We start from the raw sequence: 18,446 nt of genomic DNA on the forward strand, positions 1-18,446 counted from the left end.
ATGAAAGCACTGTCAAAACTGAAAGCGGAAGAAGGGATTTGGATGACCGACGTGCCTCAGCCGGAGCTGGGCCACAACGACATCATGATCAAAATCCGCAAAACCGCGATCTGCGGCACCGATGTGCATATCTACAACTGGGACGAGTGGTCGCAAAAAACCATTCCGGTTCCGATGGTGGTCGGCCATGAATACGTGGGCGAAGTGGTGGCGATCGGTCAGGAAGTCAAAGGCTTCAGCATCGGCGATCGCGTGTCCGGCGAAGGCCACATCACCTGCGGCCACTGCCGCAACTGCCGCGGCGGCCGCACGCACCTGTGCCGCAACACCATCGGCGTGGGCGTGAACCGTCCGGGCAGCTTCGCGGAATATCTGGTGATCCCGGCGTTCAATGCCTTCAAGATCCCGGATAACATCTCCGACGAACTGGCTTCGATCTTCGATCCGTTCGGCAACGCGGTGCATACCGCGCTGTCGTTCGATCTGGTCGGGGAAGACGTGCTGGTGTCCGGCGCCGGCCCGATCGGCATCATGGCGGCGGCGGTGTGCAAACACGTCGGCGCCCGTCATGTGGTGATCACCGACGTTAACGAATACCGTCTGGAACTGGCGCGCAAGATGGGCGTGACCCGCGCGGTGAACGTCAGCAAGGAAAACCTCAACGACGTGATGGCCGAGCTGGGCATGACCGAAGGATTCGACGTCGGTCTGGAAATGTCCGGCGCGCCGCCGGCGTTCCGCACGCTGCTGAACGCCATGAACCACGGCGGGCGCATCGCCATGCTGGGCATTCCGCCTTCGGATATGTCGATCGACTGGAACCAGGTGATTTTCAAAGGGCTGTTTATCAAAGGGATTTACGGCCGCGAAATGTTTGAGACCTGGTACAAGATGGCGGCGCTAATCCAGTCCGGTCTGGATTTGACCCCGATCATCACCCACCGTTTCTCGATCGACGAGTTCCAGCAGGGCTTCGACGCCATGCGCTCCGGCAAGTCGGGCAAAGTGGTGCTGAGCTGGGATTGATCTCGGCAGGCGTGAAAAGGGCCGGAATTCCGGCCCTTTTTTATGCTTGCGGTTTGGTTTGCGTCCAGTGCTGCCAATGACGCTTGATGAAGGTCACCGGCGGCGAGGTGGCAATGCTGTCGGCGATAACGCCCAGCGCGGTGCCGGCGTTGGTTTTTTCCTTCGGCGGTTTGACCTTGCACTGTTTGATGCCGCCGCTGAACGGGTTCTTCGGCTGCGGTTTTTGCGGTTTGACCGGCGGCGGGACGTAGCTGCCGCCACCGTTGCCCTGCGGTTCGTTCAGCAGCGCGCTCGGTTTGACCAGCACGATATCGGCGGGCAGCGACGGCAGCATCTGCTGCAGCACTTTCACCGTTGCCGGGCGCGGGTGGCCGATGGCGATGGCGGAACCGTTGCGCCGCGCCAATTCAACCGCGCGGTTGAACTGACGGCGGATATCGGCTTCGTTCGCGGTATCGTCGAGGAACACCTTGCGTTTGATCACCTTCACGCCGGTGCCAGCCGCGGCGCGGGTCGCCTGGCTGTTGCCGATGGTCATGCTGTCGAGGAAGTACAGACGGTAGCTTTCGAGCGCCTGCATCACTTTCTGCATGCCCGGCAGGCTGGAGGTCATGGCGCTGCCCATGTGGTTGTTCATGCCGACCGCGTAAGGCACGTTGTTCACCGCGTTGCGGATGATGCGCTGGATCTCGTCGCTGCTCATGGCGGGCTGCAGCGTATCGCGCTCCAGCGGCTGCTTGCTGAGCGGCGCCATCGGCATGTGGATCAGCACTTCGCGGCCCTGGCTGTGGGCGCGGGTGGCCATCAGGCGGGCGTGCGGCGCGTTGGGCAAGACTGCGACCGAGATCGCCGTCGGCATTTGCAGCACCGCATTTTCTTCGTGGGGGCGGTAGCCCACGTCATCGATGACGATGGAGAGTTTTCCTGCCTGCGCAGCGTAAGCCTGCAGCAGACAGCCCATTAACAGAGCTGTACGGGTTTTGACATAGCGCAAATCTATCTTCCCAACCACGGCAGTGGGTTAACCGCCTGTCCCTGACGACGGATTTCGAAATAGAGCGACGGCGTTCCCTGGCCGCCGCTGGTGCCGACCAGAGCGATCGGCTGGCCAGCGCGCACCTGCGCCCCGACGTTGACCAACGCGCTTTGGTTATAGCCGTACACGCTCATGTCGCCTTTACCGTGTTCGACCACCACCATCAGGCCATAGCCTTGCAGCCAGTCGGCCAGCAGCACGCGGCCATCGGCGACGGCTTTCACTTCGCTGCCTTCGCGGGCTTCGATCACCATGCCTTTCCAGCGTAGCTCGCCCTGCTGCTGCTCGCCAAAGCCGTGCAGCGTGCGGCCGCGCACCGGCCACATCAGCTGGCCGGCCGGACGGCCGAGGCCGCCGGTTCGCGCCATCAGCGAGCGATCGGCTTCGCTAGGTTTGTAGGTGGTGCCGGTTTTCTTCGCCTGCTGTTCCTTGATGCGCACCTGTTCGCGCACCTTGGCCGCTTCACGCGCTTCGCGTTCGGCGCGCGCACGGGCTTCGCGCTCCGCCCGGGCGATCTTGTCGCGCATGCGGGCTTCGTTTTGGCGCAGTTCCACCAGGCGTTGTTGGTCTTTTTCCAGCGAGGCTTCCAGCGCGGTCAGCGTTTTCTTGCGGGCGCCGCGCGCCTGCTCCAGCTTCTGCTGCTGCGTCTGTTGTTCGCTCAGTAAGGATTTTTGCTGGCCCTGTTTGGCCACCAGCGTGGTTTTTTGCTTCGCCAGCTCGGCGCGGGTCTGTTTCAGCTCTTCGATGGTTTTCTGGCGCGCTTCGTTCAGATAACCGAAATAGGCCAGAATACGTTCGCTGCGCTGGCTTTCTTCACCGCTGAGGATCAGCTGCACGGCGCTGTGCTGCCCTTGCCGGAAGGCGGCGTCGAGCTGTTTGGCGAGGAGGTTTTGCTGGGTCGATTGCTGCTTTTGCAGCTTGGCGATCGAGGCGTTCAGGCCGGAAATGTCCTTGCCCAACTGGGTGAGCGTGCCCTGGGTGTCGCGCAACTGGCGGCTGGCCTGAGCGATGGTTTTTTCCTGCTGCCGCAGCTGATCCTGCAGCGAGCTGCGCTGCTGTTGCTGCTGCTTCACCGCTTTTTCTTTCTCGGCGATGCTCTGCTGAATGTCTTTCAGCTGGGATTTATTGTCTTCCGCCGCCTGGCCGGCGAGCGGCAACAGCAAGACGCCAGCGCAAAATACGCTGGCGCACATGGCGGTGAACGTCCTTGGCGCGGTGCGTTCAGGCAGCGGCCGGCTGCCTGCGTTTGCGCTTCGGGTTACCCTTGATAGTGCAAAAAACGCCTTCTCCCTCATGGAGAAGGATTATTCCACGATGAACAGCGGCTTACCAGTCATCTCTTGCGGGATTTCCATTCCCATCAGCGTTAACAGGGTTGGCGCGATGTCCGAAAGCTTGCCGCCTTCGACCGCCTGCGCCGGTTTGCCGACGTAAATCAGCGGCACCGGCAGGCTGGTGTGGGCGGTATGCGCCTGGCCGGTGGCCGGATCGCGCATCTGCTCGGCGTTGCCGTGATCGGCGGTGATCAGCAACTGACCGTCGACGTCGCGCACCGCGTCAACCACCTGGGCGATGCAGGCGTCCAGCGTTTCCACCGCTTTGACCGCCGCTTCATACACGCCGGTATGCCCCACCATGTCGCCGTTCGGGTAGTTGCAGATAATGGCGTCGTATTTGCCGCTGCGGATGGCGGTCAACAGTTTGTCGGTCAGTTCGGCGGCGCTCATCTCAGGCTGCAGATCGTAGGTGGCGACCTTCGGCGAATTGACCAGCACGCGGTCTTCCCCTTTGAACGGCGCTTCCACGCCGCCGTTATAGAAGAAGGTGACGTGGGCGTATTTTTCGGTTTCCGAGATGCGCAGCTGGGTTTTGTCGTGCTTCATCAGCCATTCGCCGAAGGTGTTGGCCAGCGATGCCGGCGGATAGGCGCAGGCGGTGTCGATGTCGGCGGCGTACTCGGTCAGCATCACGAAATCGCCGAACTGCACCTGTTTGGCGCGTGGGAAACCGTCGAAATCCGCGTTCACGAAAGCGCGGGTGATCTGGCGCGCGCGGTCAGCGCGGAAGTTCATGAAGATCAACGCATCGCCGTCCTGCATCGCGGCATCGGCCTCGCCGGCGGCGCGAATGACGGTCGGTTTGACGAACTCGTCGTTTTCACCACGCTGGTAGGCGGCCTGCAAACCGGCTACCGCATCGTCGGCCACGTAGTCGCCTTTGGCCGCGGTCAACAGGTCATAGGCCAGCTGCACGCGATCCCAACGGTTGTCGCGATCCATGGCGTAGTAGCGCCCAATGAGTGAAGCGATGCGCCCGACGCCCAGCGTGGCGAAGGCCTCGCGGCAGCGCTGCAGCGGGGCTTCGGCGCTGCGCGGTGGCGTGTCGCGTCCGTCGAGGAAGGCATGCAGATAGACGGCTTTGGCGCCGCGCCGGGCGGCCAGTTTAATCATGGCCAGGATGTGCTCGTCGTGGCTGTGCACGCCGCCCGGCGACAGCAGGCCCATGATATGCACCGCTTTGTCGGCCGCCACGGCCTTATCGACGGCGGCGGTCAGGACCGGATTGGCGAAGAAGTCGCCGTCGGCGATCGCTTTGTCCAGCCGGGTCAGATCCTGGTATACGATGCGCCCGGCGCCCAGGTTGACGTGGCCGACTTCGGAGTTGCCCATTTGGCCGTCGGGCAGGCCGACATCCAGTCCTGAAGCGGCGATCAGCGTATGCGGCTGCTCCCGCCACAGGCGATCCATCACCGGGGTGCCGGCGTTCAGGATCGCGTTGTCCTGCCGCTCTTCACGGTGGCCGTAACCGTCCAGGATCACCAGTACCATCGGTTTTTTGTTGCTCGACATTGCATTGACCTCTTATGAACTTTTTAAGCTGCGAATAGCCATGCGCCCGCCGGAAGCATGGCTGTTCGCCCTCGAAAAACCGGCTGATTTTACACCGCCGCCGGCGATAAATAGCCCAAAGAGATCAAGGTTGCGGCGAATCGCGCGGGCTTTTATGCTCTGACCTCGGGAATTTCTCAGCGCAGCCCGCAGTTTCTACAATCGCGCTTGCTTATTGGCTGTATTTGCCGCACTCGGCAGGTATACTCTGGAACCTTGACTTATTTATCCCTTAACTGACGGGAGTTGTTACCCCCCATGCTGCAAGAAATTATGCCATTCGTAAGCAGACACCCTATTCTGAGCCTGGCTTGGATCGCTCTGCTGGTCGCCGTGATCGTCATGACCTTCAAAAGCCGTTTCTCCAAGGTCAAAGAGATCGCTCGCGGTGAAGCTATCCGCCTGATCAACAAAGAAGATGCCGTGGTGGTTGACACCCGCAGCCGCGACGATTTTCGCCGTGGTCACCTGGCCAGCGCCATCAACCTGACCGCCAGCGAAATCAAAAGCGGCAGCCTGGGCGAGCTGGAAAAACACAAAGCGCAGCCGATCATCGTCGTGTGCGCCAACGGCACCGCCTCCCGCGAGCCCGCGGAGAACCTGAGCAAGGCCGGTTTTGAAAAGGTGACGATGCTGAAAGACGGCATCGCCGGCTGGAGCGGAGAAAACCTGCCGCTGGTGCGCGGCAAGTAACCGTTAAACCTATTTGAGGTGGCAATCCATGGCTAACATTGATATCTACACCAAAGCGACTTGCCCGTTCTGCCATCGCGCCAAGGCGCTGTTGAACAGCAAGGGCGCGGCGTTTAACGAGATCGCCATCGACGGCGATAACGCCAAGCGCGAAGTGATGATCGAGCGCAGCGGGCGCACCACCGTGCCGCAGATTTTCATCGACGGCCGGCATATCGGCGGCTGTGATGATTTATATGAACTCGATGCTCGCGGCGGCCTGGATCCGCTGCTTTAAGCAGCTTGCCGGTTCACCGAGTGTCAATAAGGACGTTTAACCAAGGGTATTACTCACATGTCAGAACAAAACAGCACTGAAATGGCTTTCCAGATCCAACGTATTTATACCAAGGACATCTCCTTCGAAGCGCCGAACGCGCCGCAGGTTTTCCAGCAGGAATGGCAGCCGGAAGTTAAACTTGATCTGGATACCGCGTCCAGCCAACTGGCTGACGAAGTGTATGAAGTGGTACTGCGCGTAACCGTGACGGCGACCCTGGGCGAAGAGACGGCGTTCCTGTGCGAAGTGCAACAGGCGGGCATCTTCTCGGTAGCAGGCATCGAAGGCACGCAGCTGGCGCATTGCCTGGGCGCATACTGCCCGAACATCTTGTTCCCGTATGCGCGCGAGTGCATCACCAGCCTGGTTTCCCGCGGCACATTCCCGCAGCTGAACCTGGCACCGGTCAACTTTGACGCGCTGTTCATGAACTATCTGCAGCAGCAGGCGGAAGGCGAAGGTGCCGCACCACATCAGGATGCCTGATGAACACCGTCAATGCTTCAATGACTGTCATCGGTGCCGGCTCGTACGGCACCGCATTAGCCATCACGCTGGCGCGTAACGGCCACACCGTGGTGTTGTGGGGGCATAACCCCGCGCAAATTCAAACGTTGCAGCGCGATCGCTGCAATCAGGCGTTTCTGCCCGACGTTCCTTTCCCCGATACCCTGCTGCTTGAAGCCGATTTGGCGCGTGCGCTGGCTGCCAGCCGCGACGTGCTGGTGGTGGTGCCGAGCCATGTGTTCGGCGACGTGTTGCGCCAGCTGAAGCCGCATCTGCGCCCTGACGCCCGCATCGTGTGGGCCACCAAGGGGCTGGAGGCCGAAACCGGCCGGTTGCTGCAGGACGTGGCGCGTGAGGCGTTGGGCGAGGCGATCCCGCTGGCGGTGCTCTCCGGGCCGACGTTCGCCAAAGAGCTGGCCGCCGGCCTGCCGACGGCGATTGCGCTGGCGGCGACCGATGCGCAGTTCGCCGACGATCTGCAACAGCTGCTGCACTGCGGCAAGAGCTTCCGCGTCTACAGCAATCCCGACTTCATCGGCGTTCAGCTTGGCGGCGCGGTGAAGAACGTGATCGCCATCGGCGCCGGCATGTCCGACGGCATCGGTTTCGGCGCCAACGCCCGCACCGCGTTGATTACGCGCGGGCTGGCGGAAATGAGCCGTCTGGGTTCTGCGCTGGGCGCCGACCCTTCGACGTTCATGGGCATGGCGGGGCTGGGGGATCTGGTGCTAACCTGCACGGACAACCAGTCGCGCAACCGCCGCTTCGGCATTATGCTGGGGCAGGGCAAAGGCGTGCAGGAAGCGCAGGACAGCATCGGTCAGGTGGTCGAGGGCTATCGCAATACCAAAGAGGTGTTGGCGTTGGCGCAGCGGCACGGCGTTGAAATGCCGATCACCGAACAGATCTATCAGGTGCTTTACTGCCATAAGGACGCCCGCGAAGCGGCGCTGAGCCTGCTGGGGCGAGCCCGAAAGGACGAAAAGCCCAGCGCGTGACATAAAACGATATGTCGGGGCAGCGGAATGCTGACCCCGCAAATGACCTGGGCCGCTCCGCGCCACCGTGTGAAGCGGCCCGTTTGGCAAGGCAAAGGGGTATGTGATGTCGTCAGAAGAGTTGGAACAGGTCTGGAACAGCATTAAATCAGAAGCGCGAGCACTGGCTGATTGTGAACCGATGCTGGCCAGCTTTTTCCATGCGACGTTGCTCAAGCATGAGAACCTGGGCAGCGCGCTCAGCTATATGTTGGCCAACAAGCTGGCGACGCCGATCATGCCCGCCATCGCGGTGCGCGAGGTGGTGGAAGAGGCCTACAAGTCCGACAATCAGATGATCGTTTCGGCGGCGCGCGATATTCTCGCGGTGCGGCTGCGCGACCCGGCGGTCGATAAATACTCCACGCCGCTGCTTTACCTGAAAGGGTTCCACGCGCTGCAGGCTTACCGCATCGGCCACTGGCTGTGGCAGCAAGGGCGGCAAGCGCTGGCGATCTACCTGCAAAATCAAATTTCCGTCGCCTTCGGCGTAGACATCCACCCGGCGGCGACCATCGGCTGCGGCATCATGCTCGACCACGCCACCGGCATCGTGATTGGTGAAACGGCGGTGGTGGAAAACAACGTCTCTATTCTGCAGTCGGTCACCCTGGGCGGTACCGGTAAAACCAGCGGCGACCGTCACCCGAAAATCCGCGAAGGGGTGATGATTGGCGCCGGCGCCAAAATTCTCGGCAATATCGAAGTGGGCAAGGGCGCCAAGATTGGCGCGGGCTCGGTGGTCTTGCAGGCGGTGCCGCCGCACACCACCGCCGCCGGCGTACCGGCGCGCATCGTCGGGCGCCCGGAGAGCGATACGCCGTCGATGGATATGGATCAATACTTCAACGGCACCAACCACGGATTCGAGTACGGCGACGGCATCTAAGCCGTGCCTGCGGGTCCATTCAGGGGGAGCTTCGGCTCCCCCTGTGTTTTTCAAACGGCGGTCAGCCCTGTTTCGGGAACTGGGTGATATCGGTAACGATATCGTCGATCGCCGCCTTGACGTCATCCGCCGTGACCGGCGTGCTGTCGTTGTTGACGGTTTTACCGTAGGCCTTGCGCACCACTTCCATCACCGTTTTACCGGTATCCTGGTCGATCAACTCGCCTTCGATATACAGCGCGGTATTTTGCGTCCGGTGCCCGGTAGCCGCCATGGTGCTGGCAACCACCGCAGCGACCGGCACCACCTCATAGAACTTCATGTCTTCGTTTTCGGCCGAAACGGCGGTGATGGCGAGTTTGGCCACCAGCACGCGCGAGCCCGCCGGGCTTGGCAGAATGGTAAAGCGGTTCTGCAGCGCGGTTTTGATCCGCTGGGTCGCGTAGGCCTTAATCTTGTTCAACGTGTCCTGACTGACGCGCGCCGTGGGTTTCTCCGCCGGGAAATAGACCACCGGTTGGAAATAGATGCCGCGATAGTTGGATTCCTTGTAACTCGGATCTACCCAGCGCAGCGTTTTATGACCGCTGGGCGAGGTGGTTTCCTGCAGTTTGCTGTAATCGGACAAGAAGCCCGAATATTGCGACGTTTGGGTGACTTTGGACGAACAGCCCGCCAGCAACAGGCCCGCTGCCAGAACGGCCATGGCAACGCTCAAGCGTTGTTTTTTCATGTGGTTTCCTATGATGAGTAGTGATTACCCTTACAAAACATAGCGCATTATCTGCGGCGTAGCGGGCATTTTCGGGGCCGGGCGTGCCCTGTCGCGGCCTTTTTTCAGGATCGTGATGCGCCGCCGGTTTTTGTCGCCAGCGCCGGTGATAAGGCGGCGAGTGAGGCATCCGCTCTGGCCCGCGTCAGGCGTAGCTCAGCTTGCCACTGTGGCAACAATGGCCAGAGATCCGCCTGATGTTCGGCTTGCAGGCACCAAACCTCCCGGTCGTGCCAATCACCGAGGGCATTTTGCGCCGCTTTCAGGCTCGTCATCGCGGCGGGAGAAAGGGGAAGGCGTTGCGGGTAGGCTTCGGCCGCGTAACGCAGGCGTTTAACCAGCAGCCGAAGACGGTGGCGATCGTAGCCGGTATCAGCCAATGCCCGGCGCAATTGCCGTTGCTGGCGCTGCAGGCGTCGGTTCACACGGTGTTTGGCGGCGCGTTGCGCGGTGCGGCGAAAGCGGTGCGGCCAGGCGTGCAATAGCGAAGGGAAGCTGATGAGCTGCGGGTTGGCGAGCAGTTGGCGGCAGCGGGCCTGAAAATCGCTCTGGCGCACGTTGGCCTGCCAATCCAGATGATGGTGCGCCAGTTCGGCGATCAGCACCTCGAGATCGCGCAGCGGCGTCGTGAGCCTGCCCAACTGGGCGGCGGCCCGATCGAGCCGCGTTGCGCCGGGGCAACCGTGCAACGGGCGCAGCAGGCTGCGGATACGGCGCAGACTGACGCGCAAATCGTGCAGCGCTTCGCTGTCCGGCGCCTGTTGCAGCCGCTGTAGCGCCTCGTTCAGCGCCGACTCGAGCCGGCGAAGCGGGGTGACAATATCCTCGACGAAAGCCATGTGCCGTTCCTGGAGAGAGCATCGCAACGATGCCTCCTTCAGTATGGCGCGTCGTTGCGGATTACGCCTTGATCAGCGCGCCGGCATAGTCCAGCTGCCGCCAGGCTTCATAAACCACCACCGCGACGGCATTCGACAGGTTCATGCTGCGGCTTTGCGCCTGCATCGGGATGCGGATTTTTTGCTGCGCGGGCAGCGCATCGAGGATGTCGGCGGGCAACCCGCGCGTTTCCGGGCCGAACAGCAGGTAGTCGCCGGCCTGATAGCTGACGGCGCTGTGCGCCGGCGTGCCTTTGGTCGTGAGAGCAAACAGCCGTTGCGGATCCTCGGCGGCGAGAAAAGCGGCGTAGTCGGCATGACGGTGGACGCGGGTGAACTCATGGTAATCCAGCCCGGCGCGGCGCAGACGCTTGTCGTCCCACGGAAAACCCAGCGGTTCGATCAGATGCAGATTAAAGCCGGTATTGGCGCACAGGCGAATGATATTGCCGGTATTGGGTGGAATTTCGGGTTCAAATAAAACGATGTTCAGCATGTTGCAGGCCCCTCGTGAACGAGGGGCGCAGGATAGCAAACTCTTACTGTTCTGTCTTAGACGATAGGCGTTGATGATGCAGCGGCAGCCACAGCACCAGCCGCAGACCGCCAAGCGGGCTGTCTTCGGCCTTCACCCAGCCGCGATGCTGATTGACCGCCGCCTCGACGATCGCCAGGCCAAGGCCGGTGCCGCCGGACTCACGGTCGCGCGCCTCATCGGTGCGGTAGAACGGGCGGAAAATCTGCTCGCGATCTTCGGCGCTGACGCCGGGGCCGTCGTCGTCAACCTGGATGGTCACGCCCTGATTGTCGGCGCTGAACGCCACGGCGATGCGGGTGTGCGAATAACGCAGGGCGTTGCGCACGATGTTTTCCAACGCGCTGTCCAGCGCGCTCGCGTTGCCGAACAGCGTCCACGGACCGGGCGGCGCAGCGATCTCCAGCTGCTTGCCCATCTGTTCCGCTTCGAAACGGGCGTTGTCCAGCACGTCGGCCCACAGTTCGTTGGCCTTCAGCTGCTCGCGCGCCAGCTCGCCCTTCTGCTGCCCGCGCGACAGCGCCAGCAGATCGTTGATCATCGAATCCAGCCGCTGTGCTTCGGTTTCGATGCGCGCCAGTTCGTGGCCTTCGCCGTGGCGGCGGCGCATCAGCGCGGTGGCCAACTGCAGGCGAGTCAGCGGCGTGCGCAGCTCGTGCGAGATGTCCGAGATCAGCCGCTGCTGCGCGTTCATCATGCGCTCCAGCGCGCTGACCATTTGGTTGAAGCTGGCGCCGGTAGCCAGGAACTCCTGCGGACCGGCCTCCAGCTCCGGATGCTGCTTCAGGTTGCCGCGCGCCACGTCATCGGCGGCGTTCTTCAGCTTGCGCGCCGGCTTCGCCAGGCTCCAGGCCAGCCACAGCAGCAGCGGGGCGCTGATCAGCATGGTGACGATCAGCAGCAGCAGCGGCCGGTCGAACATCAGGTTGATGAAATCGGATTGCGGGCTGTTGGCGGGACGGATCAGGTACAGCTGGTAGTTGTCTTCGCCGTCACGCACCGCGAACGGCCCGACCAGCTCGACGCGGCCGTATTTTTTCTTCTTCGGATGATCCGAGTTATCGGATTGGCCGATGAAGTTGCGGACGATCTGCATTTCGTTGCGCTGCGCGCCGATCACCCGGCCTTCGCTGGTGACCAGCAGCAGGCGTTGGCCCGGCGGCGCCCATTTGTCGATGGCGCGGAACAGGCGGCGCCACCACATCAGATCGTTGGCCGGATCGTTTTGCAGCTCGGCCTCGACGTGCTGTTCCAGCATCAACCCCTGCCGCTGCTCGCTGTCGAGCAGCGAGGTCATTTGGCGGGAGTCGAGCTTGGGCACCATCAGCACCAGCATTAGCACCAGGGCTAACGTGAACCAGAAAATGGCGAAGATGCGTGCCGTCAAACTGTTGATCATGTTGCAGATACCATCAAATAACCACGCCCGCGCAGGGTTTTGAACCACGGATGCCCGTCTTTGCGATCCGGCAGCTTACGCCGCAGGTTGGAGATGTGCATGTCGATGGCGCGATCGAACGGAGTCAGGCGTTTGCCCAGCACTTCCTGGCTCAGCAGTTCGCGCGACACCACCTGGCCGAGATGCTGCGCCAGCAGATACAGCAGGGTGAACTCGGTGCCGGTCAGATCCAGCACCTGGCCGTCGAAGCTGGCCTCCTGGCGGCCGGGGTTCAGCTGCAGGCCATCGACATCCAGCGTCGGGGCGCCGCTGTCGACCTGTTGCTGCTGTTCGCTCCAGTTGGAACGGCGCAGAATGGCGCGGATGCGCGCGACCAGCTCGCGATCGTTGAAGGGTTTCGGCAGGTAATCATCGGCGCCCAGCTCCAGGCCCAGCACGCGGTCCAGCTCGCTGCCGCGCGCGGTCAGCATGATGACCGGCGTTTGGTGATGTTGGCGCAGTTCTTTCAGCGTATCGATGCCGTTTTTCTTCGGCATCATGATGTCGAGCAGCAGCAGATCGACGGAGCTGTCCAGCAGCGACAACGCCTGCTCGCCATCGTGCGCGACGACGATATTAAAACCTTCCATTTCAAGCAGTTCTTTTAACAGCGAGGTCAACTCGCGGTCGTCGTCAACTAACAGAATCTTGTTCATTATGATTTACCTCCAGACGCAAAATACGTCATCAACTGTTGCCATTCCATGACTTTACGTAGTTTTACATGCACTGACGCAGGTTTTCAGGTGTGGCGGTACACTGCTCCTCGTTGATTCGCAAAGTGAGAAAGCTTGAGGAGTTGAAATGCGTAAGGTGACCGCATTAGTTATGGCATCACTGCTGGCAATTGGTTCGACCGCTGCCTTCGCTGCCGACACTATACCGGACACAGCCCAACCTCCCGGCAACGACGCGATGACCCGAATACCCGGCCAGCACCATATGTTCGACGGTGTCAGCCTCAGCGAACAGCAGCGCCAGCAAATGCGCGATTTGATGCGCCAGGCCCGGCACGATCTGCCTGGTGTCAATGTAGCTGAAATGGAAGCCATGCATAAACTGGTGACCGCAGAGAAATTTGACGAAGCCGCCGTGTACGCCCAGGCGGAAAAGATGGCCCAACAGCAGGTCAAGCGCCAGGTCGAAATGGCCCGGGTGCGCAACCAAATGTATAACCTGCTGACGCCAGAGCAAAAAAGTGTTTTAGACCAGAAACATCAGCAGCGCATGCAGCAGATGGAGCAACAAATTTCTGGTTTGCAGCAAGCTTCTGCCCAGAAGTGAAGTACGACTGAGTAGTCCCCTGTTTTTCCTTGCCATAGACACCATCCCTGTCTTCCCCGCCATGATGGCGGGGTTTTTTTTATCCGACATTTCGCTATATTGAGCGCCACACCTTTTGGCCGGGGCCCCTTATGGAACAGCGCTATGCACGCCTGGTAAAGTCCGCCGCGTTGGCCGCAACCGCGCTGGCGTCGTCGCTGCTGTTGATTAAAATCGTCGCCTGGTACCACACCGGTTCGGTCAGCCTGTTGGCGGCGCTGGTGGATTCGTTGGTCGATATCGCCGCCTCGCTGACCAACCTTCTGGTGGTGCGCTATTCGCTACAGCCGGCCGATGCCGAGCACACCTTCGGCCACGGCAAAGCGGAATCGCTGGCGGCGCTGGCGCAAAGCATGTTTATTTCCGGCTCCGCCCTGTTTTTGTTCCTCACCGGCTTCCAGCACCTGTATGCGCCGCAAACGCTGCGCGATCCCGGCGTCGGGGTCGTGGTGACGGTGATCGCGTTGGTCAGCACGCTGATTCTGGTCACCTATCAACGCTGGGTGGTCAGAAAAACGCGCAGTCAGGCCGTACGCGCAGATATGCTGCATTATCAGTCAGATGTCATGATGAATGGTGCTATTCTTATCGCTCTTGGGCTAAGCTGGTACGGCTTCCAACGGGCGGATGCGTTGTTCGCGCTGGGCATCGGCGTTTACATCCTCTATAGCGCGTTGCGCATGGGCTATGAAGCGGTGCAGTCGCTGTTGGATCGGGCGTTGCCGGATGACGAGCGCCAGGCGATTATCGCCGTGGTTTCCTCCTGGCCCGGGGTGAAAGGCGCGCACGATCTGCGCACGCGTCAGTCGGGGCCGACGCGTTTCATCCAGCTGCATCTGGAGATGGAGGACACGCTGCCGCTGCGTGAGGCGCATCGGTTGGCCGATCAGGTGGAACAGGCGTTGCGACACCGTTTTGCGGGGGCGGACGTCATCATTCACCTGGATCCGTGCTCCGTGGTGCCGCCGGGTAGGCAGGGGCATTGGGAGCTATAATCAGATAGAGGCATAGCGCGAAGTATTATCATGAATATCTGAGTTAGCTCAGCGTGCCATGCGGTGTTTTTACCGTTATATTGCGTGACTTGAATCAATTCAGCTGGGTGTTTTTGATATAATATCCAGCAATAAGCCGTAAAGCTGGTTTTCTGCAGCCGGAGAGGTTTCAAGACGATCGGCGGAGACAGAATTCTTAAGAAATTGCATCTACACAGTTCAGAGGTAGTCATGATCAAGAAAATCGGTGTACTGACGAGCGGCGGTGATTCGCCGGGTATGAACGCTGCAATCCGCGGCGTTGTGCGTTCTGCGCTTTCAGAAGGTCTGGAAGTTTTTGGTATTTACGATGGCTACCTTGGCTTGTACGAAGATCGCATGGAGCAGCTGGACCGCTATAGCGTGTCCGACATGATCAATCGCGGCGGCACCTTCCTCGGCTCTGCCCGTTTCCCGGAATTCAGGGATGAAAACGTGCGCGCCAAGGCGATTGAAAACCTGAAGAATCGCGGTATCGACGCGCTGGTGGTGATCGGCGGCGACGGTTCCTACATGGGCGCCAAACGCCTGACGGAAGAAGGCTTCCCGTGCATCGGCCTGCCAGGCACCATCGATAACGATGTCGCCGGTACCGACTACACCATCGGTTACTTCACCGCGCTGGAAACCGTGGTGGAAGCGATCGACCGCCTGCGCGATACCTCCTCGTCGCACCAGCGCATCTCTATCGTGGAAGTGATGGGCCGTTACTGCGGCGATCTGACGCTGGCGGCGGCGATTGCCGGCGGCTGCGAATTCATCGTGCTGCCTGAAATCGAATTCAATCGCGAAGATCTGGTGTGCGAAATCAAGGCCGGTATCGCCAAGGGCAAAAAGCACGCCATCGTGGCGATCACCGAGCACATCTGCGATATCGATGAGCTGGCGCGCCACATCGAGCAGGAAACCAAGCGTGAAACCCGCGCTACCGTGCTGGGCCACATTCAACGCGGCGGTTCACCGGTCGCCTATGACCGCATCCTGGCCTCACGCATGGGTGCCTACGCCATCGAACTGCTGCTGCAGGGTTACGGCGGCCGCTGCGTCGGTATCCAGAACGAAAAGATGGTGCATCACGACATCATCGACGCGATCGAAAACATGAAGCGTCCGTTCAAGGGCGACTGGCTGGAAACGGCGAAAAAGCTGTACTGATTCGCCGCTCACCGCGCGCCGAAAGCCTCCGCTTGCGGGGGCTTTTTTATGCCCGGCGGCGACATATTCCAGAATCATCTAGCCCAAAATTTTTTATTCTTTAATTGCCGGGAAAGTTTCTGGCAGGCTCTGATGCTAAATCAACCGATTGAGGTTGCGTTAATTTTCTGGGAGAGCCTGTCAATGCGTAAATGGGGTGTAGGTCTGACATTGGTGCTGTTGGCGTCCGGCGCCATGGCGAAGGATATTCAGTTGCTGAACGTGTCATACGATCCGACGCGTGAGTTCTATCAGGCTTACAACACGGCATTCAGCAAGCACTATCAGGCGGAAACCGGCGACAAGGTGACGGTGCGTCAGTCGCACGGCGGCTCCGGCAAACAGGCGACCTCGGTGATCAACGGCATCGAGGCCGACGTGGTGACGCTGGCGTTAGCCTATGACGTCGACGCTATCGCCGAACGCGGGCGCATTGAGAAAGACTGGATAAAACGCCTGCCGGACAACTCGGCGCCTTACACGTCGACCATCGTCTTCCTGGTGCGCAAAGGCAACCCGAAACAAATTCATGACTGGCCTGACTTGATCAAGCCGGGCGTGTCGGTGATCACCCCGAATCCGAAAACCTCCGGCGGCGCCCGCTGGAACTACCTCGCCGCCTGGGGCTACGCGTTGCATCACAACAACAATGATAAGGCCAAGGCGCAGGCGTTCGTCAAAGACCTGTACAAGAACGTAGAAGTGCTGGATTCCGGCGCGCGCGGCTCGACCAACACTTTCGTTGAACGCGGCATCGGCGACGTGCTGATCGCCTGGGAAAACGAAGCGCTGCTGGCGGAGAAAGAGCTGGGCAAAGACAAGTTCGAGATAATCACCCCGAGCGAATCGATTTTGGCCGAACCGACGGTGTCGGTGGTGGATAAGGTGGTCGATAAACGCGGCACCCGCGACGTGGCGACCGCCTACCTGAAGTATCTGTATTCGCCGGAAGGGCAGACTATCGCGGCGCAGCACTATTATCGCCCGCGCGATGCGGCGGTGGCGGCCAAGTTCGCCGGTCAGTTTCCGCAGCTGAAGCTGTTCACCGTGGATGACACCTTCGGCGGTTGGACCGAAGCGCAGAAGGTGCATTTCGCCACCGGCGGCGTCTTCGACGAGATAAGCAAACGCTGATCCCGTTTGAGCGGCAATAAAAAACCCCGGCAAGCCGGGGTTTTTTTATGACAAGCCTAAGACAATCAGGCTTTTTTCGCTGCGGCAGCGGCTTTGACGATCACGGCGAAAGCGTCGGCTTTCAGCGAGGCGCCGCCCACCAGCGCGCCGTCGATGTCCGGCTGGGAGAACAGCTCTGCGGCGTTCTTGTCGTTCACCGAACCGCCGTACTGGATGATGATTTCAGCGGCGACCGCGGCATCGTGTTTGGCGATGTGATCGCGGATAAATTTATGCACGGCCTGCGCTTGCGCAGGGGTGGCGGATTTGCCGGTACCGATGGCCCAGACCGGCTCATAGGCGATCACGGTGCCTTTCATCGCCGGTGCGCCCAGCGTTTTCAGTACGGCGTCGATCTGGCGCGCGCACACTTCTTCGGTTTTGCCCGCTGCGTTTTCCGCTTCGGTTTCACCGATGCACAGCACCGGGATCAGACCGGCTTCTTTCAGCACGGCGAATTTCTCGGCGATCACTTCGTCGCTTTCTTTGTGGTAGGTGCGACGCTCGGAGTGGCCGATGATGATGTACTGAGCGCCGACGTCTTTCAGCATGTTGGCGGAAACTTCACCGGTGAAGGCGCCGGACAGGTTAACGTCCACGTTCTGCGCGCCCAGCGCGATGCGGCTGCCGGCCAGCGCGTGCTTGGCCTGATCCAGATACATCACCGGCGGGGCGATGGCGACGCCACAGCCGTCAACGCTGCTCAGCTCACTGCGCAGACCGGCGATCAGTTCGTTGACCATGTGGGTGCTGCCGTTAAGCTTCCAGTTACCCATAACTAATGGATGACGCATGTTTTTTCCTCCAACTAGGGAACGCGAGAGTCGAAATGACAACTGCCGGACCGGCAGTTTACCTGCCCAACAGTATAGAGATCATTAAGCGCGAAGGCTTTGCTTTTCGTCATTAAATGCCGCGCCGTTACGGCTCGGAAAGCGCCAGCTTAATCGGTTCAACCGCGAAGGTGACCCCTTTATCGCCGTTGTCCGAGACGACATAGCGAATGGCGCCGACTTGCTGTTGGTAAAAACGCGATCCTTTGCCTTTTTCCAGCAGGCTGTTCACCTTGTTCTGACTCTGTTCCACCGTCAGCGCCGGTTCGAACTGACGCATCAGCGCCGCCATATAGTTGATGGCGATGGCGCGCGCGGCTTTTTCTTCATTGGCCTGCTGCAGCGGCAGATGTGTGATCTGCAACGTTTTGATTTTACCGGTACCTTTCTCCAGTGCGGTGGAGGCGTACAGGTTTTCGTTGAGTTTACTGGCGGCGCGTGTCAGCAGCGGCGAATCGTCTTCGGCGGCGGGAATGGCGCGGAATTCGCCAATCGGCAGCTTCGGGTTATCGCGGTTGTACTTTTCGCGGAATTTGATCACCGTCAGGTCGAACGTCGGCGCGCCGGCCAGCAGGTAAGGCGCGGTCGGTTTCGCTTCGGCGGCGGGCGGTTCGGCCCAGGCGCTGGCGGCGGCCTGCAGCAGGCAGGCGATGGCGAGGGTTTTTCTCAGCATGGCGTATGGCATCAAGGACAAAGATGGCTCCGATTAAAGCGATAACCCGCAGGCCTTGTCAAAGATCCCACGCCGTTATCGGTTCGCTGACGAGAAAGCTGTGCGGCGCGCCGCGTTATGCGAGGCGGAAAACTCGGCCCGGCAGCGCCTATGTTACACTGCGGCGCAGAATATGGGCAGGCTTAGAGCGCAGGAATC

At 60.5% G+C, this 18,446-nt stretch carries 20 protein-coding genes; 10 read left to right on the forward strand and 10 right to left on the reverse strand.

Annotated features, from left to right (window positions below; translation table 11 throughout):
• Positions 1-1,026 carry an L-threonine 3-dehydrogenase gene (gene tdh, locus ACJ8PE_RS23205; RefSeq protein WP_033645198.1) on the forward strand — a complete coding sequence of 342 codons (1,026 nt, stop codon included), beginning with the start codon at positions 1-3 and terminating at the stop codon, positions 1,024-1,026.
• A 40-nt stretch (positions 1,027-1,066) separates the two neighbouring features.
• Here the strand turns inward: tdh and ACJ8PE_RS23210 are convergent, their stop codons facing one another.
• The 3 genes from ACJ8PE_RS23210 to gpmM are packed head-to-tail and all read right to left on the reverse strand — an operon-like array spanning position 1,067 to position 4,911.
• Positions 1,067-2,020: a divergent polysaccharide deacetylase family protein gene (locus tag ACJ8PE_RS23210; protein ID WP_047025852.1), complete on the reverse strand. Its 954-nt coding sequence runs from the start codon at positions 2,018-2,020 to the stop codon at positions 1,067-1,069.
• Between the two features lie 2 nt (positions 2,021-2,022).
• Positions 2,023-3,357, reverse strand: a complete 1,335-nt coding sequence (envC, locus tag ACJ8PE_RS23215) for a murein hydrolase activator EnvC (protein ID WP_028128084.1) — start codon at positions 3,355-3,357, stop codon at positions 2,023-2,025.
• Positions 3,358-3,366: 9 nt separating this feature from the next.
• Positions 3,367-4,911: a 2,3-bisphosphoglycerate-independent phosphoglycerate mutase gene (gene gpmM / locus ACJ8PE_RS23220; RefSeq protein WP_197793776.1), complete on the reverse strand. Its 1,545-nt coding sequence runs from the start codon at positions 4,909-4,911 to the stop codon at positions 3,367-3,369.
• Between the two features lie 297 nt (positions 4,912-5,208).
• Between gpmM and ACJ8PE_RS23225 the strand changes: the two genes are divergently transcribed.
• From ACJ8PE_RS23225 to cysE, 5 genes are all read left to right on the forward strand, one after another.
• Positions 5,209-5,643, forward strand: coding sequence for a rhodanese-like domain-containing protein (locus ACJ8PE_RS23225; RefSeq protein WP_033645201.1), 435 nt, complete (start codon positions 5,209-5,211; stop codon positions 5,641-5,643).
• Positions 5,644-5,671: 28 nt separating this feature from the next.
• Positions 5,672-5,920, forward strand: coding sequence for a glutaredoxin 3 (gene grxC, locus ACJ8PE_RS23230; protein ID WP_004931142.1), 249 nt, complete (start codon positions 5,672-5,674; stop codon positions 5,918-5,920).
• A 57-nt stretch (positions 5,921-5,977) separates the two neighbouring features.
• Entirely contained in the window at positions 5,978-6,448 is a 471-nt protein-coding gene (gene secB / locus ACJ8PE_RS23235) for a protein-export chaperone SecB (protein ID WP_004931139.1), read from the forward strand.
• Complete coding sequence (gene gpsA / locus ACJ8PE_RS23240) at positions 6,448-7,467, forward strand: NAD(P)H-dependent glycerol-3-phosphate dehydrogenase (protein ID WP_033645202.1); 1,020 nt, start codon at positions 6,448-6,450, stop codon at positions 7,465-7,467. The genes secB and gpsA overlap by 1 nt, the downstream gene beginning before the upstream one ends.
• 106 nt (positions 7,468-7,573) lie before the next feature.
• Positions 7,574-8,395, forward strand: a complete 822-nt coding sequence (cysE, locus tag ACJ8PE_RS23245) for a serine O-acetyltransferase (RefSeq protein ID WP_025304676.1) — start codon at positions 7,574-7,576, stop codon at positions 8,393-8,395.
• A gap of 61 nt (positions 8,396-8,456) precedes the next feature.
• On the opposite strand, the gene ACJ8PE_RS23250 is transcribed toward cysE, so the two are convergent.
• The 5 genes from ACJ8PE_RS23250 to cpxR form a co-directional block, all read right to left on the reverse strand.
• Positions 8,457-9,128 carry a DUF3313 domain-containing protein gene (locus ACJ8PE_RS23250; protein WP_033645203.1) on the reverse strand — a complete coding sequence of 224 codons (672 nt, stop codon included), beginning with the start codon at positions 9,126-9,128 and terminating at the stop codon, positions 8,457-8,459.
• Between the two features lie 104 nt (positions 9,129-9,232).
• Positions 9,233-10,006, reverse strand: a complete 774-nt coding sequence (locus ACJ8PE_RS23255) for a CHAD domain-containing protein (protein WP_197761855.1) — start codon at positions 10,004-10,006, stop codon at positions 9,233-9,235.
• Positions 10,007-10,067: 61 nt separating this feature from the next.
• Positions 10,068-10,541: a tRNA (uridine(34)/cytosine(34)/5-carboxymethylaminomethyluridine(34)-2'-O)-methyltransferase TrmL gene (gene trmL / locus ACJ8PE_RS23260; RefSeq protein WP_033645205.1), complete on the reverse strand. Its 474-nt coding sequence runs from the start codon at positions 10,539-10,541 to the stop codon at positions 10,068-10,070.
• Between the two features lie 43 nt (positions 10,542-10,584).
• Complete coding sequence (cpxA, locus tag ACJ8PE_RS23265; RefSeq protein WP_015379421.1) at positions 10,585-11,979, reverse strand: envelope stress sensor histidine kinase CpxA; 1,395 nt, start codon at positions 11,977-11,979, stop codon at positions 10,585-10,587.
• Positions 11,976-12,674: an envelope stress response regulator transcription factor CpxR gene (gene cpxR / locus ACJ8PE_RS23270; protein ID WP_004931124.1), complete on the reverse strand. Its 699-nt coding sequence runs from the start codon at positions 12,672-12,674 to the stop codon at positions 11,976-11,978. Before cpxR ends, cpxA begins: the two co-directional genes overlap by 4 nt.
• Before the next feature lie 148 nt (positions 12,675-12,822).
• Between cpxR and cpxP the strand changes: the two genes are divergently transcribed.
• From cpxP to ACJ8PE_RS23290, 4 genes are all read left to right on the forward strand, one after another.
• Positions 12,823-13,302 (forward strand): cell-envelope stress modulator CpxP, encoded by a 480-nt coding sequence (gene cpxP / locus ACJ8PE_RS23275; RefSeq protein WP_004931122.1) that lies wholly within the window; start codon positions 12,823-12,825, stop codon positions 13,300-13,302.
• Positions 13,303-13,433: 131 nt separating this feature from the next.
• Positions 13,434-14,336 (forward strand): CDF family cation-efflux transporter FieF, encoded by a 903-nt coding sequence (gene fieF / locus ACJ8PE_RS23280; protein ID WP_197761853.1) that lies wholly within the window; start codon positions 13,434-13,436, stop codon positions 14,334-14,336.
• 231 nt (positions 14,337-14,567) lie between these two features.
• Positions 14,568-15,530 (forward strand): 6-phosphofructokinase, encoded by a 963-nt coding sequence (gene pfkA / locus ACJ8PE_RS23285; RefSeq protein ID WP_004931116.1) that lies wholly within the window; start codon positions 14,568-14,570, stop codon positions 15,528-15,530.
• Positions 15,531-15,713: 183 nt separating this feature from the next.
• Complete coding sequence (locus tag ACJ8PE_RS23290; protein WP_033645235.1) at positions 15,714-16,703, forward strand: sulfate ABC transporter substrate-binding protein; 990 nt, start codon at positions 15,714-15,716, stop codon at positions 16,701-16,703.
• Between the two features lie 65 nt (positions 16,704-16,768).
• Here ACJ8PE_RS23290 and tpiA read toward each other — a convergent pair whose 3' ends face one another.
• A complete protein-coding gene (gene tpiA, locus ACJ8PE_RS23295) occupies positions 16,769-17,536 on the reverse strand; it encodes a triose-phosphate isomerase (RefSeq protein ID WP_033652212.1) in 768 nt (255 codons plus the stop codon).
• A 127-nt stretch (positions 17,537-17,663) separates the two neighbouring features.
• The gene (locus ACJ8PE_RS23300; RefSeq protein ID WP_033645207.1) at positions 17,664-18,248 is read right to left on the reverse strand and encodes a DUF1454 family protein; all 585 of its coding nucleotides are present in this window, start codon (positions 18,246-18,248) and stop codon (positions 17,664-17,666) included.
• Between the last annotated feature and the right edge of the window lie 198 nt (positions 18,249-18,446).

The sequence above is a fragment of the Serratia sp. CY74737 genome, assembly GCF_052166775.1.
Lineage (GTDB): Bacteria > Pseudomonadota > Gammaproteobacteria > Enterobacterales > Enterobacteriaceae > Serratia > Serratia ureilytica.

Bases quoted from the DNA above. Each gene is read 5' to 3' on its own strand.
- tdh (WP_033645198.1), top strand. From the start codon at position 1: ATGAAAGCACTGTCAAAACTGAAAGCGGAAGAAGGGATTTGGATGACC.
- trmL (WP_033645205.1), bottom strand. From the start codon at position 10,541: ATGCTGAACATCGTTTTATTTGAACCCGAAATTCCACCCAATACCGGC.
- tpiA (WP_033652212.1), bottom strand. From the start codon at position 17,536: ATGCGTCATCCATTAGTTATGGGTAACTGGAAGCTTAACGGCAGCACC.
- cpxA (WP_015379421.1), bottom strand. From the start codon at position 11,979: ATGATCAACAGTTTGACGGCACGCATCTTCGCCATTTTCTGGTTCACG.
- gpsA (WP_033645202.1), top strand. From the start codon at position 6,448: ATGAACACCGTCAATGCTTCAATGACTGTCATCGGTGCCGGCTCGTAC.
- gpmM (WP_197793776.1), bottom strand. From the start codon at position 4,911: ATGTCGAGCAACAAAAAACCGATGGTACTGGTGATCCTGGACGGTTAC.
- ACJ8PE_RS23255 (WP_197761855.1), bottom strand. From the start codon at position 10,006: ATGGCTTTCGTCGAGGATATTGTCACCCCGCTTCGCCGGCTCGAGTCG.
- envC (WP_028128084.1), bottom strand. From the start codon at position 3,357: ATGAGGGAGAAGGCGTTTTTTGCACTATCAAGGGTAACCCGAAGCGCA.
- fieF (WP_197761853.1), top strand. From the start codon at position 13,434: ATGGAACAGCGCTATGCACGCCTGGTAAAGTCCGCCGCGTTGGCCGCA.
- cpxP (WP_004931122.1), top strand. From the start codon at position 12,823: ATGCGTAAGGTGACCGCATTAGTTATGGCATCACTGCTGGCAATTGGT.
- grxC (WP_004931142.1), top strand. From the start codon at position 5,672: ATGGCTAACATTGATATCTACACCAAAGCGACTTGCCCGTTCTGCCAT.
- cpxR (WP_004931124.1), bottom strand. From the start codon at position 12,674: ATGAACAAGATTCTGTTAGTTGACGACGACCGCGAGTTGACCTCGCTG.
- ACJ8PE_RS23300 (WP_033645207.1), bottom strand. From the start codon at position 18,248: ATGCTGAGAAAAACCCTCGCCATCGCCTGCCTGCTGCAGGCCGCCGCC.
- cysE (WP_025304676.1), top strand. From the start codon at position 7,574: ATGTCGTCAGAAGAGTTGGAACAGGTCTGGAACAGCATTAAATCAGAA.
- ACJ8PE_RS23225 (WP_033645201.1), top strand. From the start codon at position 5,209: ATGCTGCAAGAAATTATGCCATTCGTAAGCAGACACCCTATTCTGAGC.
- secB (WP_004931139.1), top strand. From the start codon at position 5,978: ATGTCAGAACAAAACAGCACTGAAATGGCTTTCCAGATCCAACGTATT.
- ACJ8PE_RS23250 (WP_033645203.1), bottom strand. From the start codon at position 9,128: ATGAAAAAACAACGCTTGAGCGTTGCCATGGCCGTTCTGGCAGCGGGC.
- ACJ8PE_RS23290 (WP_033645235.1), top strand. From the start codon at position 15,714: ATGCGTAAATGGGGTGTAGGTCTGACATTGGTGCTGTTGGCGTCCGGC.
- pfkA (WP_004931116.1), top strand. From the start codon at position 14,568: ATGATCAAGAAAATCGGTGTACTGACGAGCGGCGGTGATTCGCCGGGT.